Consider the following 14,361-nt stretch of genomic DNA (forward strand, 5'->3'; position numbering starts at 1 on the left):
TGGCGGGGCCCAACACGGGGGAAAGTGTTGGTTGGGCGCGTTATTGGCGATGATCCTTGGGTTGGTGGTGAATAAATGGTCGAAAATTGGCTTCTACACCGAATTAATCGCTAATCAAGATGCAAGCAGAACCCGATCTCGACCGGATTGACCGCAAGATACTGTCAATCCTGCAGGAGGACGGCCGCATTGCCAACCTCAAGCTGGCCGAGGCGGTGGCCCTGTCGCCCACGGCCGTGCTGGCGCGGGTGCAGCGCCTCACGCGCGATGGCTTCATCCTGGGCTACGAGGCGCGCCTGAACCCCCTGAAGCTGGGCGCGGGCATGCTGGTGTTTGTGGAGGTGCTGCTCGACCGCACCACGCCCAATGTGTTCGACCAGTTCAAGGCCGCCGTGCAGGTGCACCCCGAAATCATGGAATGCCACATGGTGGCGGGCGGGTTTGACTACCTGCTCAAGACGCGATCCGCCGACATGAATGCCTACCGCGTGTTTGCGGGCAATGTGCTGTGGCAGCTACCGGGCGTGCGCGAGACGCGGACCTATGCGGTGATGGAAGAGGTCAAGCACACCAACCATCTGCATCTGCGGTGAAAGCCACGGGGTTCGTGCTGCCGCGCCGCAGCCTCCAGCGGCCGCATTGGCGTTGCCTGCCAAAGCCCGCATAATGCCCGGCAGACCTGTCAGATTGAGGAGAAGAACCATGATCCGCTTTCCATACGCTACTGCTGCCCTGCTGGCGGCGGCCTTTTTCAGCCAGTCGGCTGCAGCCTCGTGCTACGTGGTTTACGGCCCCGACCAGGACATCGTGTACCGCGCCCCCCAGCCACCGGTGGACCTGTCCTACCAGATCCACCAGACCCTGCCACAGGTTGCCCCGGGCTCCACACTGGTGTTCTCGCCTGACAACCACAACTGCGACCTCCCCATCAACAAACTTCCCCTGGCGTCTGCTCAAGGGGCTACGGGTTCCATGGGCATGGGCGGTCGTCCCGCCCGCGCAGACCGCAGCTGAGCGCCCGGTTCAGCGGCCCGTGCGGGGGCTGTCCTGGGCCTGAGACAATCGGGGGATGAGCGAACCGAAAGAACTATCCCCCTCGTTTGAACCCACCGCGCAGGATTCCCAGAGCGACTTGCCCGAAGGCTGGCTGCAAGTGCAGTCCATGGACCTGGATGCCCAGGGCGTTGCCCGCAAGCCCGACGGCAAGGTGATCTTCATCGACGGTGCCCTGCCGTTCGAGCTGGTCACCGCCAACACCCACCGAAAAAAGAACAACTGGGAGCAGGCCAGCCTGGTGGCGATTCACCGCGAATCGTCGCAGCGTGTGCGCCCCGGCTGCCAGCACTTTGGCCTGCACGCCGGTGCCTGCGGTGGCTGCAAGATGCAGCACCTGCACGTGGGCGCCCAGGTTGCCGTCAAGCAGCGCGTGCTCGAAGACAACCTCTGGCACCTGGGCAAGGTCAAGGCCCAGACCATGCTGCGGCCCATCGAAGGCCCGTCCTGGGGTTATCGCTACCGCGCCCGTTTGTCGGTGCGCCATGTGATCAAGAAGGGCCAGGTGCTGATCGGTTTCCATGAGCGCAAGAGCCGCTATGTGGCCGACATGCAGCAGTGCCCCGTGCTGCCCCCCCATGTGGACGCCATGCTGATGCCCTTGCGCGCGCTGATTGCCGGCATGGATGCGCGCGACACCTGCCCCCAGATCGAACTGGCCTGCGGCGACACCGTAACCGCGTTGGTGCTGCGGCACCTGGAGCCGCTGAGTGCGGATGACCTCGCCCGGTTGCGCGCCTTTGCGGCCGAACACCACGTGCAATGGTGGCTGCAGCCCAAGGGGCCCGACACGGTGAAGCTGCTGGACGAAGGGGGCGAGCTGCTGTCATATGCGCTGCCGGACTTTGGCATCACCATGCCGTTCAAGCCCACCGACTTCACCCAGGTGAACCCGCACATCAACCGCGTGCTGGTGTCGCGTGCGCTGCGCCTGCTGGATGTGCAGCCGCACGAACGCGTGATCGACTGGTTTTGCGGTTTGGGCAATTTCACGCTCCCACTGGCCACACAGGCGCGCGAGGTGCTGGGCATCGAAGGCAGCGAGGCCCTGGTGGCCCGTTCGCGCGAAAACTATGCATTGAATCAGGCCGTGGCGCCTGACCATAAAGCGCTAGCAGCTACTGATTTTGTAGCGCGCAACCTGTTCGAGATGACCCCGGAAATGCTGGTGGCCGACGGATCTGCCGACAAATGGCTGGTGGACCCACCCCGCGAAGGGGCGTTTGCCCTGGCCAAGGCCCTTGCCGACATCGAGCAGGCGCGCCTCGGCGCCGAAGGCGCGGGCCCGCTGCCAACGGGGGCGGAGGGCTGGGCCCCGCCGAAGCGCATCGTCTACGTGAGCTGCAACCCCGCCACACTGGCGCGCGACGCCGGGCTGCTGGTGCACCTGGCAGGCTACCGGTGCACGGCGGCGGGCATGGTGAACATGTTCCCGCACACGGCACACGTTGAGAGCATGGCGGTGTTCGAGCGCGACTGAGCGAAGGGGGAGGCCGACAACGGCGCTGCCTGCCTCCTCAGGTGTCGATTGCGGGACGGGCTAGCTGCGATTGCGGCTGGCAGCCGGGTCGCGTGGCTCGGTTTCGATGTCGCTGGATCGTTCGGTGCGCTCGGGTTTCTCGACCTTGCCGAGCACTGACGGTGCGCCTTCGATCTTGTTTTCGCGCATGTAGGCGTCCATGTCCTTCCACCCGGCAAACACCGAAGCCTTGGGGGCCTTGGGGTTCAAGGTGTAGCAGTCTTCCAGGCCCCGCAGCGCGTGGCGGCAGGCGCCGCCGATGGCCTTGGCTTCCTCCTCGCGCTGGGCGACGCGCGGATCCGGGCCCAGGCCGGGAATCTTGTCGCAGGCAGTCAGCAGCAGGATGCTGGAAAGAGCCAGCAGCCGTAGTGCGGTGGAGGAAGGTTTGCGATACATGTACTTGCATTATCGGCACGCCGTGCGCGCTATTGAGCCCCGGGCTGTGCAAAGCCGCAAGAAAAAAGGCTCCCGAAGGAGCCTTTGAGGGAAATCACCTGCTTGCAGGTGCGCGGGTTACTCGCGCTCCCCGCCCATGATGCCCAGCAGGGCCAGCAGGCTCTGGAACACGTTGAAGATGTCCAGATACAGAGCCAGAGTAGCGCTGATGTAGTTGGTTTCGCCGCCGTCCAGGATCTGCTTCAAGTCATACAGCATGTAGGCGCTGAAGATGCCGATGGCCGCCACCGAGATCGCCATCATGCCGACCGAGGAGCCCACGAACACGTTGATGACAGCGCCGACCATGAGCACCAGAGCGCCCACCATCAGCCACTTGCCCATGCCCGACAGATCGCGCTTGATCACGCTGGCGAGGCTGGCCATCACGAAGAACACGCCTGCGGTGCCGGCAAACGCCGTCATGATGAGGTCGGTACCGTTCTTGAAGCCCAGCACCATGCCGATCAGGCGCGAGAGCATGAGGCCCATGAAGAACGTGAAGGCGAGCAGCACAGGCACGCCAGCGGCCGAGCGCTTGGTCTTTTCGATCGCGAACATGAAAGCGAACGCGCCGCCCAGGAACACGATCAGGCCCACGCCGCCGCGCAGCGACTGGGTGATGCCTGTGGCAACGCCCACCCAGGCGCCGAGCACCGTGGGGATCATGCTCAGTGCGAGCAGCCAGTAAGTATTGCGAAGCACCTTGTGGCGCTCTTCCTGCGAGATGCCATAGCCCGCAGAGTGGCCCAGGGTGGTGACTTGGTCATTCATCTTGTGTCTCTCCTTGTTGGCCTGCACAACGCAGACATGACAAATTTTAGGTGGTGATGGTTTTTGGCCCTGCAATACCCGCATCCGGTCACCTACTTTTGGTAAGGGTTCTTTCACCCTGGTTAGGGGTGAAGGGCGGTTGGGATGCCGCTATGCTTGCCGCTTCTTGTGGCGGGCTGGCCCGTTGGCAGCCCGCACAGCCTCCATTTCATCTCTCTATTTCTCTACTTTTCCATTTCTCGGATCGCACCATGAAAACCAAACACGAACTCGAACTGGCCGACGTCAAGGCCGTCGCCGCAGCGGCCGAAGCCGAAGCCCTCAAGAACAACTGGGCAGTGACCATCGCCATCGTCGATGACGGCGGCCATCTGCTGTGGCTGCAGCGCCTGGATGGCGCCGCAGCGGTGTCGTCCCACATCGCCCCGTCCAAAGCGCGCACGGCCGCTTTGGGGCGCCGTGAGAGCAAGGTGTACGAGGACGTGATCAACGGTGGCCGCACATCCTTCCTGAGCGCCCCCACCATCGACGGCCTGCTCGAAGGCGGCGTGCCGATCCTCAAGGACGGCCAGTGCCTGGGCGCCGTGGGCGTGAGCGGTGTGAAGTCCACGGAAGATGCGCAGATTGCCCGCGCCGGGATTGCAGCGCTGGGGCTTTGATACCCGCGGGTTGCTGGAGATTGCTATAAAAATAATAGCTGCTGGCGCTTTTCCATCAAGCGCTAGCAACCAAAAAAGCTTTAAACCTTCAGGGCAGACCTGCATCTCCCATAAAAAAACCGGCCACTGGCCGTTTTTTTTATGGGGTTCGATGAATCCTGGGGCGAGGAGAGCTGGGGAGAAAAAAAGCCTGGCTACGCGGGCGAACCCGTTGGCTGGCAAAAACGACCCTTTCGAGCTTGTTGCAAGCCCGGGAGTCGCCCCACGATGAAACTTGGTTCCTGGTGCAACTACTTGGTGAGGATGAGCTTGCCCAGTTTGGTGGCCTGCAGGCGATACACCGAGCCGTTGTGGCTGATCGCTACCGCTTTCTGACCCCGAAGCAGGGCACTGCTGTCCACGGCGCCAGCCACTGCGTCGGCAGGGTGGGGCGTGTCCCGATCCGTGCGTGGCACGGGCAGGTCTGAAGGGGCAGTACGCAGGAGCGAGGCGGCGGTCAGTGTGGCTTGCATGAAGAGTATTCCTGTTGCGTTGCAGTGCGTTTTGTTAATGATAACGATTCGCAATTACGAGTCAAGCGGGTTTGGTGTTTCTTTTTGTTGTTTTTTTATGGCCTGTGCGACCCTGAAAAGACTTTGAACAGGTTCTGAGGGCCTTCAACGCCTGTGCCCGGGCAGCGTCGCTGCACCGGGCACAGGCGTAAAAACGTTCTTGAAAGTGAACTGCAGGCGGTGCTGATTCGGGCGAAATGGATTCACTGCGCCTGTAAAGCCCGACCCACTCAGGACTGGGGCTCGGTCACGAACCCAATCTTGCGCACGCCGGCCCGCTGCGCTGCGGCCATTGCCTGGGCCACGAACTCGTAGCGCACGTTCTTGTCGCCCCGGATGTGCAGGTCGGGCTGGGGTTCCTTGGCGGCCTCGGTCTGCAGTCGGGGGAAGAGTTCTTCCTCCGTGACCTCGAACTCGTTCCAGAAGTACTTGCCATCGGCCGACACCGACAGGCGCACGGTCTCGGGCTTGATGTTCTCGGGCTGGTTGGTAGCGCGGGGCAGGTCCACGTTCACCGAGTGTTTCATCACCGGCACGGTGATGATGAAGATGATGAGCAGCACCAGCATGACGTCCACGAGGGGCGTCATGTTGATCTCGTTCATCACGTCATCGGCATCGTCTTGGGTTCCGAAGGCCATGGCTTAGCCACCTTTCTTCATGGGCAGGACCTTGCCTTGCTCGCCGGGCGCATTCACGCGGGCGCCGGTCACAAAGTAGGCATGCAGGTCGTGCGCAAAGCTGTTGAGGCCGCCCAGGATGGACTTGTTGCCACGCACCAGCGCGTTATAGCCCAGCACGGCAGGGATGGCCACGGCCAGACCCAGGGCGGTCATGATCAGCGCCTCGCCGATGGGGCCGGCCACCTTGTCGATGGTGGACTGGCCCGAGGTGCCAATGGCCAGCAGTGCGTGGTAGATGCCCCAGACGGTGCCGAACAGGCCGATGAACGGGGCGGTGGAACCCACCGAGGCCAGGATGGCCAGGCCCGATTGCAGGCGTGCAGTGAACTCGTCAATGCAGTTGCGCAGGCAGCGGGTGACCCAGTCGCTCACGTCCAGGCTGTCGTGCAGGTGGGCCTTGGTGTTGCGGTGGTGGGCGGTGGCTTCGCGGCCTTCCAGCGCCAGGTGGCGGAAGGGGTTGGTGGGGTCGGCTCCCAGCTTGGTCAGGCCGGCGGCAAAGTCTTCGCTGTGCCAGAAATCCTGGGCGGCGCGGGCGTGTTTCTTGAACTTGATGATGTCCAGCGCCTTGATGAGGATGACGATCCACGATGCCAGCGACATGGCCAGCAGCAGGATGGCGACGGCGCGGGTGACAAAGTCACCCTGGATCCAGACGTTGGCGATGCCGAATTGCGATTCCATGAGAAAACTCCCTAAAGCGATGATTGGTGGTGAATGCGGTTATTCGAGAACGAAATTGACAGGGACCAGGTTCCACATGGTCTCGGGCACGCCGTTGCGTTTGCCCGGCACAAAGCGCCAGCGCATGACGGCCTCCTGGGCCTGCCGGTCCAGGCGGTCGAAGCCGCTGGACTTGTTGATTTCCACCTTCTGCGGGGTGCCGTCGATGCCGATCAGTACGCGCAGCACCACCTTGCCCTGTTCGCCCATGCGTTTGCTGATGGCGGGGTAGCTGGGCTTGGGGTTGTTCAGGTAAGCGGCGTCGCTCGACGGCAGTTCGATCTTGGGCGGTGCGGGCGGAGCCGGGGGGGCTGGCGCAGGCGCTGGCGGGGCGACGGGCGCCTCAATGGGCGGCGCAGGTGGCTGGGGTGTGGTGATGCCCGTGGGGGCGTTGGGCGCCGGGGTGGGGTCGGCAATGGCCACCGGCATGGGTGCGGGGCGCGGAGCCACCTTGGGGGCTGGCTTGGGCGGTGGGGGTGGCGCTGGCGGCGGGGGGGTGACCTTGGGCGGAGCGGGGGGCGCGATGAACTCGGTCAGCAGTTCTGCTGGCACGATGACTTCGGCTGCCTTGCGCAGCAGGCCCGATTGCAGGGCCCAGAGGCCCGCAACATGCAGTGCGACGACGGAGCCCACGATCACGGTATTGCGGCTGAGGCCCCCGGGGGTGGCAAATCGATCTGGGTGAGACATAAAAATGATAGCAGCTAGCGCTTGTAAATCAAGCGCTAGCGCCCTAAAAGACCTCGATTATTTGCGAAAGATCCACCAGGCCGAGCCTGCGACGAGGATCAGGCTGCCTGCGAGTGTAGAGAGGAGTTCCATGACTTGCTTTCCAGGATGGAGCTGGCAAGCTGGATCGTTTTCGGCGCTGCCTCATTGTGCAGGGCGGCCACCGGACTCGATGCACTGCACTGCGCCACCACATCCCGGGCGCAGCTTTCGCAGCACCCGCATTGGGTGGCCACGCCCAGTTCGAACTGGATTTCGTCAAAGCTCATGCCTGCACGTGCGTGGCGGGCAATCTCACGGTCGGAAATCCGGCGGCAAACACAGACGATCATGGCGGCAGGCAGTGTGGCTGGCTGTTGAAGGTGATCTGATTATAAATACGAATCTATCGCATTTGCAATAAATCATTTCCCGCAACGGGGACAAGGCCCACGGGGCGGGCAGGTCGTCAACGCGGCACCAGTAGCGCCGGGGACGCGTCGGCCAGGGTGGCACAGCCGGTGAGCGCCATGGCGATCTCCAGTTCATCGCGCAGCAGCCGCAGCACGTGGGCCACGCCAGCTGCGCCAGCATTGGCCAGGCCGTGGACGGCGGGGCGCCCCACTAGCACGGCGCTGGCTCCCAAGGCCATGGCCTTGAGCACGTCGGTGCCGCGCCGGATGCCTCCGTCCACCAGCACAGGCATCGCTGCGCTCACCGCGCGGACTGCCTCGACCACGTGCGGCAGCTGGGTGGCGGTGGCGGGCGTGGTGTCCAGCGTGCGCCCACCATGGTTGGAGACGATGATCCCCGCCACGCCCAGGTTGGTGGCCTCGCGGGCGTCGTCGGGGTGCAGCACCCCTTTCAGCAGCACGGGCAGCCGGGTGATGGACTGCAGCCACTGCACATCGGCCCAGGTGGGGGCGTGGTGCAGAAGGCCGTCGAACAGCGCGCTTTGGCCGGGGGCGAGCGGGACTTCCGGCGCCGGCAGCATACCCAGCAGGTTGACGGCGGTGATGCCGGTCGGAAGGCGGAACCCGGCACGGCGTTCGCGGTCGCGTGCGCCATGGCAGGGGGCGTCTACCGTCAGTACCAGGGCTTCGTAGCCCGCGCGCTCGGCCCGTTCGACCAGTTCGCGGGTGAAGTCTCGGTCGTGCTGCAGGTACAGCTGAAACCACAATGGCCCTCGCCCCGCGTCGTCCCGGATGGCATTGGCCACGGCCTCCAGCCGGGTGCTTGCCTGGGTGCTCAGCACCATGCCTGCGCCCAGGGCGGCTGCGGCATAGGCGGCGCCCAGTTCGCCATCGGGGTGGGCCATGCGCTGGTAGGCCACGGGGGCCAGCAGGATGGGGTGGGCCAGCGTGCGGCCGAGCAGTTCCACCCGCGTGTGCCCGCCCGCCAGCGGGCGCAGCACGCGGGGCAGCAGACCCATCCGGTCCCAGGCATGGCGGTTGGCAGCCAGCGTGATCTCGTCGGCCGCAGCCCCGTTGAAATAGGCCCAGGCTCCAGGCTCCAGGTGGGTGGCGGCATGGGTTTCGTGGTCCGCCAGGTTCACGATACCAGGCGGCAGGACGGTGCGGGGATCGGAGGCAGGCTGGCTCACGTATCCGCCCACATGCGCAGCAGGTTGTGGTACGTCCCCGTCAGGGCCACGGTCTCCGGCGATTCGCCGTGCTCTTGCCGCAGGCGCAGCAAGGCCATGTCCATGTTGTAGAGCAGACGCCGCTGTTCGTCGCTGCGCACCATGCTTTCAACCCAGAAGAAACAGGCCATACGGTGCCCCCGGGTCACAGGGCGCACCTGGTGCACGCTGGTGCCGGGGTAGATCACCGCGTGGCCTGCAGGCAGCTTGACGCGTTGCTCACCAAAGGTGTCGTCGATGCAGAGCTCGCCGCCGTCGTATTCGTCGGGCTCGGACAGAAACACGGTGCACGAGATGTCGGTGCGCAGGCGTTCGCGCCGGTCCGCCATCTGGCGCACGGCGCTGTCCACATGGTCGCCGTAGTGGTTGGCCCCACCGCCGTAGCGGTTGATGCGCGGGGGGAAGACGCGCTTGGGCAGGGTGGCGGTCAGGAACAGCGCACTGCGGTCCAGCGACGCCATCACCAGAGCGGCGATGCGCTGGGCGGCCTCGCAGTCGCGGGGCAACTGTTCATTGTTCTTGGCCTGGCGCGCCTGCGTGCCCGCACTGTCCTTGCCATCGGCCCAGGGGGCGTTGCGCAGCAGCTGGCGGGCGGTCTGCAGGTCATGCGGCGAGAGAAGATCGGGGAGCGTGAGGAGCATGGCGGGGGTTGTAAAGCAAAAAAAGCCGCCCCGGTAAGGGGGCGGCAAATACCTTGAAGAAACGTTGTGACGCCGGTCAGAGATAACTCGCGCAAAACAGAGGTTTGCCACCTGCCTGCCCCTTGGAACTGCAGGTGGCCATCTATGTCTGCGCGAGCCCTGTCAGAACTTCATGCTGGCCGTGACCTGGAAGACGCGGCCCGCGCCCGGAATGTAGTGGCCGCTGTAGATCGAGTCGGCGTAGAGCTTGTTCGTCACGTTGCTCAGATTGGCCTTGATCGTGTAGCGCTCGTTGATGGCGTATTCGGCCATCAGGTCGGCGGTCACGTAGCCGGGCACTTCCCAGCCGGGGTTGCGGTTGGGGGTTTGCGAGCTGCGGAAGTTCAGGCCGCCACCCACGCGCAGTTCGGGTGTGATCTGGTAGGTGGTCCACACCGTGCCACTGTGGCGGGGCGTGAGCGAGGGGCGTGTGCCCTGGCCTTCGGCGCCTTCAGCACCGATGTCGATCTTTGCGCTGGGCATCCACATGTACGAGCCATAGATCTCCCACTTGGACGTCAAGCGGCCGGTGATGTCGATCTCGGCACCCGCGGCGTGGCGCTTGCCCGACAGCACGGCGATGTTCAGGTCGGGGTCGGTGTTGCGCTCACGGTACTTGGTGGAGTGGAACACGGCCAGTCGTGTGGTGAAGCGCTTGTCGGCCGAGTCCAGCTTGGCGCCGATTTCGATGTTGCGGCTGGCTTCGGGCGGCGTGTTCACCGTGGCGGCGCTGTACGAATACGTGTCGCCCGAGGTGTTGAACGACGTGCCGTACGAGAAGTGGTACGACTGCAGGTCGTTGGGCTGGTACAGCACGCCTGCACGCTTGCTCCACTCGGAAATCTTCTGGCGGTAGCTGGTGGTGGTGACGGGGCCTGGCGCATCGGCAGGAATGCCGAACGTGTTGTAGCGGCCGTCCATGTTGTCGTAGCGCAGGCCGGCCAGCAGCTTCCAGTGCGGAGCGATCTGGATCAGGTCTTGGGCATAGATGCCAAAGCCCTTGGCTTCAAAGTTGCTGGTGTCGCGCAGCACGCGCAGGGTTTCGTCCACGCCGACGCCGTCGTTCGGTGTGCCCACGGTGGTTGGCGGTTTCGTGATATTGACGCCCCCTTGCGCTGCAGTGCGTGCGCCATACACGGTCTTCTTTTCGTGGGAAAAGTCTGCACCTGCCAGCAATTCGTGCTTGTAGCCCAGGGCTTCAAATTTCTTGCTGAAGTCGCTTTGCAGGTGCACCGTGTCCATGTCCTGGATCTTCAGGTGCGTGCCGCGCGTCAAGCGCGTGGCCGGGCCGAAGTTCTCCAGCGTGGCAGCCACGCCGCCGGGTTGCTGGGCGGCCGCTGCCAGGCGGATGGCGCCGGCGCGCTGGTCACGCTCGAAGCGGCCCACGCGCAGTTGCGTCTTGAGCTCGGCATCGCCGTCAAAGCGGTGGATGTGACCCAGCGTGGCAAAGCTTGCACTGCCGGCGTTGTAGTCGCTGGCGGCGCCGTAGTAGGCCTTGGGGTCCAGCGGCAGCAGCGTGGTGTCGCTGGCGGGCGAGCCTGCGCTGCGGCGGATCCAGGGCATGCCGTAGTTCATGCCGTTCTTGTTGTCCAGGTGGTACAGGCTCACGGAGAACTCGTCGCGCGTTCCGATGCCAAAGGCGTAGGTGCCGGCAATGCCCTTCTTCTCGATGCTGCTGCCCGAGCCGTTGTTGTCGGCCGTGGTGCTCATCGCGTTCAGGCGCAGGGCTGCGTTTTCGCCGGTGAGGATGTTGAAGTCGCCCGTGATGCGGCGGTATTGGTGGCTGCCCAGGGTCAGGTCGACCTGGTGCGAATCGATAAGGCGCGGGGCCTTGCTCACCTGGTTGACCGCGCCGCCGGTGGAGCCCCGGCCGAACAGCATCGATGCCGAGCCACGCAGCAGTTCGACGCGGTCCAGGTTGAAGGTATCGCGGTCATAAAACGCGGGGTCGCGCATGCCGTCGATGAACATGTCACCCGTGCTTTGCAGCGCAAAGCCGCGCAGGCGGATGTCTTCCTCGCCGCCTTCTGCCGCCAGGAAGGTGATGCCAGCGGTGTTCTTCAGGGCTTCCTTGACGGTGTCGAGGTTGCGGTCGTCGATCAGGCGTTCGGTGACCACGGTGACCGACTGGGGAATGTCACGCAGCTGCTGCTTGCCCTTGCCGATGGTGGTCTCGGTGGCGCGCACGCTGTCTTTGCCCTCGGGGGCTTCGGCACGTTCTTTGACGACCACGGGGGCCAGCGTTTTCTCGGGGGTGGTGGTCTGTGCCATGGCGCCCACAGAGGCAGCCAACATGAGTGCGCCCAGCGGGAGCAGGGCCTTGTCGGACGACAGGCCGCGCGGTGTGGTGGACACGAAGGAAGGAGAGGATTGTTGTGGGCGCAGCACGGAGCTGCGGCGCTGAGCGCGTGGTTTTGCCAAGATGGCCTCCGTCGGTGGGGATGTGCTGATGGCGCGCGGGGCGCCAGGCGCAGGCGAGAGGCAGTGGCTAGATCAACATGGCTGTGCTTCGACTTGCTTCATTATGTTACATCAAATGCGGGTCATTCTCATTTGCATTGATGTTAATGCGCCACAGTCTGCCGGAGTACAGGCGAAAAAAAGCCGGCTGAGCCGGCTTCTTTGGTGCACCAGGTGCGGGGATTATTTGACGTGCTTGCCAATCAGGCCAGCCAGCTCAAACATCGAGACCTGGGGCTTGCCGAACAGCTCCTTGAGCTTGGCATCGGCGTTGATGTTGCGCTTGTTGGTGGCGTCCTGCAGGTTGTTGGCCTTGATGTAGACCCACAGCTTGCTGATGATCTCCGTGCGTGGCAGCGGTGCCGAGCCCACCACGGCGGCCAGCGCGGGGCTGGGCGTGAGCGCTTTCATGAAAGCAGCGTTGGGGGTGCGCTTCTTGGCGGGGGCAGCAGCCGTCTTGGCTGCGGGGGCTGTTTTTGCCGGAGCTTTTTTTGCAGTTGCCATGTTGGGTTTTCCTTGTTGGAAGTAAATTTTCACCAGCGAAAACTAGGCTTTCCCACTGGCAGGCTGATGCTACTGGGAAAAAAACGCGTTTCCAAGGGAGAAACGGCTTTTTTTGCCTCGATTTGTAGCCGTGGTGCCGCGTGCAGGCCAATAAGTCGCCCACGCTGCGCTCCTGCCTTGACAAAGCGGCCTGCGCGGGCCGCGTTTGAGGGCCTGCCCCTGGGGCTGTATGACAATGCGGGGCAACCTGCGTGGCCCGGCGCTAGGAGGCTTCGCGGCAGAAGGCGTCGAAGCGAAACGCGCGAAAACCGGGGATCGCGCGGTGCAGCCGACACGCCCAGGGTGGACCCCTGGGCGCAGGAGGTAGTACCGCGCGAGACCGGTTTATCGCACGTTGCAGCCGATGTTCCTTCTGCCGCGCAGCCTCCTAGCCGCTTTCCCTGTTGTTCATTCCGCCTGAAAGGCTTACGAAACATGACTGCTGCACCTTCCTCCACTCCCTTCAGCACCTGTGATTTTTGCGACGAGCACAAGGGTGATATGAGCGGGTCTTTCCGCGTTTTGCCCCCCGTTTTCCAGAGTTTTGGCGGTGTGGCCGCGTTTGCGGGCCCCGTGAGCACCGTCAAGTGCCATGAGGACAACACGCAGGTCAAGGCTGCTGTGGAGTCACCGGGTGAGGGCCGCGTGCTGGTGGTGGATGGGGGTGGATCGCTGCGCCGCGCGCTGGTGGGTGGCAATCTGGCGGCTGCCGCTGCGCGCAATGGCTGGGCCGGCCTGGTGGTGGATGGCTGCGTGCGTGACGTGGCCGAACTGAACGCCGCAGCCGTCGGCCTTCGTGCGCTGGGGTTGATGCCATTGCCCACCGAGCGCCGTGGCGAGGGGCAGCGTGATGTGGCCGTGCAGATCCAGGGGGTCTGGGTGCGGCCGGGCGACTGGCTGTATGCCGATGCGGATGGCATCGTGGTCAGCACACAGCCCTTGGCTGCGTAGCGATCGCGGTCGGGCTGCCGTCAGCCTGCTTGATTGTCGCGTCGGCCGACACGCAGCGCTGTGCGTGAGGGCAGGGTGGCCAGCAGCATGCTGGCCAGCGCGATGGCAAACGCCGCCCATTGCCAGACGGTCAGTGATTCGCCCAGCACCAGCACGCCGACCAGGGCCGCGCTCACTGGCAACATGACCGAGAAGACGCCGCCCTGAGCAGCCGGCACGGCCTTGAGCCCGGTCATCCAGAGCCACACCGTCCACACGCAGGCAGCCAGCGCGTAGAACACCAGCAGCGTCCAGGTGCCCCAGCCTACGGCGGCAAAGTCAAAATGCCAGGCGGCGTACAGCCCGAACGGAGTGGACAGCACAAAGCCCCACAGGTTGATGAGCGAGGTGATGCGCTTGGGGCCCAGACTGCTGGTGAGCTTCTTGCCGATCACCGTGTAAGCAGCTTCGCACACCACCGCGCCCAGCAGCAGCAAGGGCCCCAACCATGCAAGGTTTTGAGTATTTTGGGTGCCTGGCGCTTGTCCAATATGCGCTGAATGCTCTTGTTTTGATAGCGAAAACAAGGCAATCCCCGCCACGGCACAAACCACGGCGGCCCAGGTGCGTGGCGCCACGCGTTCGTGCAAAAAGAGCCAGCCCATCACCGCCACCGCGGCGGGAATCGCGGCCAGGGTCACTCCGGCCGTGACCGCATCGGTGAGGCTCACGCCATAGATCATGCAGATGGTGAACAGGAAATTGCCCAGAAACGACTGCAGAAACAGCAGCCGCCGGGTTTGTGGGGCGAGGGGCGGCTCATCCACAGGTTTGCGGAGCCAATGCAACATGGCTACGCCACCAATGCCAAAACGCATCCATGCGAGCAGAAAAACCGGCAGCACGGCGGCCAGCGGTTTGGACAGCGCCACGTAGCTGCCCACCAGCGCCATGCTGAGGGCTAGGCACAGGTAGGCAAAGGGGCGGCTGGGAGTGGTATTCAC

Annotated in this window: 17 protein-coding genes; 5 read left to right on the top strand and 12 right to left on the bottom strand. The window is 64.0% G+C overall.

Annotation, left to right across the window (positions count from 1 at the left end; all coding sequences use genetic code 11):
* Positions 1-119 precede the first annotated feature (119 nt).
* From ACODS0_RS13325 to rlmD, 3 genes are all read left to right on the top strand, one after another.
* Positions 120-593 carry an Lrp/AsnC ligand binding domain-containing protein gene (locus tag ACODS0_RS13325; protein ID WP_121506038.1) on the top strand — a complete coding sequence of 158 codons (474 nt, stop codon included), beginning with the start codon at positions 120-122 and terminating at the stop codon, positions 591-593.
* Between the two features lie 109 nt (positions 594-702).
* On the top strand, positions 703-1,014 hold the full coding sequence (locus ACODS0_RS13330; protein WP_055398142.1) for a hypothetical protein: 312 nt from the start codon (positions 703-705) through the stop codon (positions 1,012-1,014).
* Positions 1,015-1,069: 55 nt separating this feature from the next.
* Positions 1,070-2,533, top strand: a complete 1,464-nt coding sequence (gene rlmD, locus ACODS0_RS13335; RefSeq protein WP_488835478.1) for a 23S rRNA (uracil(1939)-C(5))-methyltransferase RlmD — start codon at positions 1,070-1,072, stop codon at positions 2,531-2,533.
* 60 nt (positions 2,534-2,593) lie between these two features.
* On the opposite strand, the gene ACODS0_RS13340 is transcribed toward rlmD, so the two are convergent.
* Complete coding sequence (locus ACODS0_RS13340; RefSeq protein WP_055398140.1) at positions 2,594-2,968, bottom strand: hypothetical protein; 375 nt, start codon at positions 2,966-2,968, stop codon at positions 2,594-2,596.
* A gap of 117 nt (positions 2,969-3,085) precedes the next feature.
* Complete coding sequence (locus ACODS0_RS13345) at positions 3,086-3,781, bottom strand: Bax inhibitor-1/YccA family protein (RefSeq protein ID WP_055398139.1); 696 nt, start codon at positions 3,779-3,781, stop codon at positions 3,086-3,088.
* Between the two features lie 251 nt (positions 3,782-4,032).
* Between ACODS0_RS13345 and ACODS0_RS13350 the strand changes: the two genes are divergently transcribed.
* On the top strand, positions 4,033-4,440 hold the full coding sequence (locus ACODS0_RS13350; RefSeq protein WP_121420472.1) for a GlcG/HbpS family heme-binding protein: 408 nt from the start codon (positions 4,033-4,035) through the stop codon (positions 4,438-4,440).
* Between the two features lie 290 nt (positions 4,441-4,730).
* Here the strand turns inward: ACODS0_RS13350 and hemP are convergent, their stop codons facing one another.
* The 9 genes from hemP to ACODS0_RS13395 all read right to left on the bottom strand — a co-directional run bounded on the left by hemP (position 4,731) and on the right by ACODS0_RS13395 (position 12,388).
* Positions 4,731-4,952 (bottom strand): hemin uptake protein HemP, encoded by a 222-nt coding sequence (gene hemP / locus ACODS0_RS13355; protein WP_488835482.1) that lies wholly within the window; start codon positions 4,950-4,952, stop codon positions 4,731-4,733.
* A 269-nt stretch (positions 4,953-5,221) separates the two neighbouring features.
* Entirely contained in the window at positions 5,222-5,632 is a 411-nt protein-coding gene (locus tag ACODS0_RS13360) for an ExbD/TolR family protein (RefSeq protein ID WP_055398136.1), read from the bottom strand.
* A 3-nt stretch (positions 5,633-5,635) separates the two neighbouring features.
* Positions 5,636-6,355 (bottom strand): MotA/TolQ/ExbB proton channel family protein, encoded by a 720-nt coding sequence (locus ACODS0_RS13365; protein ID WP_055398135.1) that lies wholly within the window; start codon positions 6,353-6,355, stop codon positions 5,636-5,638.
* Positions 6,356-6,394: 39 nt separating this feature from the next.
* The gene (locus tag ACODS0_RS13370; protein WP_121420470.1) at positions 6,395-7,084 is read right to left on the bottom strand and encodes an energy transducer TonB; all 690 of its coding nucleotides are present in this window, start codon (positions 7,082-7,084) and stop codon (positions 6,395-6,397) included.
* Positions 7,085-7,182: 98 nt separating this feature from the next.
* Positions 7,183-7,455, bottom strand: a complete 273-nt coding sequence (locus ACODS0_RS13375; protein WP_055402706.1) for a (2Fe-2S)-binding protein — start codon at positions 7,453-7,455, stop codon at positions 7,183-7,185.
* A gap of 116 nt (positions 7,456-7,571) precedes the next feature.
* Complete coding sequence (locus ACODS0_RS13380; RefSeq protein ID WP_488835485.1) at positions 7,572-8,705, bottom strand: alpha-hydroxy acid oxidase; 1,134 nt, start codon at positions 8,703-8,705, stop codon at positions 7,572-7,574.
* Positions 8,702-9,385 (bottom strand): Fe2+-dependent dioxygenase, encoded by a 684-nt coding sequence (locus ACODS0_RS13385; RefSeq protein WP_488835487.1) that lies wholly within the window; start codon positions 9,383-9,385, stop codon positions 8,702-8,704. The genes ACODS0_RS13380 and ACODS0_RS13385 overlap by 4 nt, the downstream gene beginning before the upstream one ends.
* 162 nt (positions 9,386-9,547) lie before the next feature.
* The gene (locus tag ACODS0_RS13390) at positions 9,548-11,719 is read right to left on the bottom strand and encodes a TonB-dependent receptor (protein ID WP_488835757.1); all 2,172 of its coding nucleotides are present in this window, start codon (positions 11,717-11,719) and stop codon (positions 9,548-9,550) included.
* A gap of 348 nt (positions 11,720-12,067) precedes the next feature.
* The gene (locus ACODS0_RS13395; RefSeq protein WP_055402700.1) at positions 12,068-12,388 is read right to left on the bottom strand and encodes an SWIB/MDM2 domain-containing protein; all 321 of its coding nucleotides are present in this window, start codon (positions 12,386-12,388) and stop codon (positions 12,068-12,070) included.
* Positions 12,389-12,862: 474 nt separating this feature from the next.
* On the opposite strand from ACODS0_RS13395, the gene rraA reads away from it, so the two are divergent.
* On the top strand, positions 12,863-13,378 hold the full coding sequence (gene rraA / locus ACODS0_RS13400; protein WP_218300103.1) for a ribonuclease E activity regulator RraA: 516 nt from the start codon (positions 12,863-12,865) through the stop codon (positions 13,376-13,378).
* 20 nt (positions 13,379-13,398) lie between these two features.
* Here rraA and ACODS0_RS13405 read toward each other — a convergent pair whose 3' ends face one another.
* Positions 13,399-14,361, bottom strand: coding sequence for a DMT family transporter (locus ACODS0_RS13405; RefSeq protein ID WP_488835490.1), 963 nt, complete (start codon positions 14,359-14,361; stop codon positions 13,399-13,401).

It is taken from the genome of Acidovorax sp. FG60, from assembly GCF_057808995.1.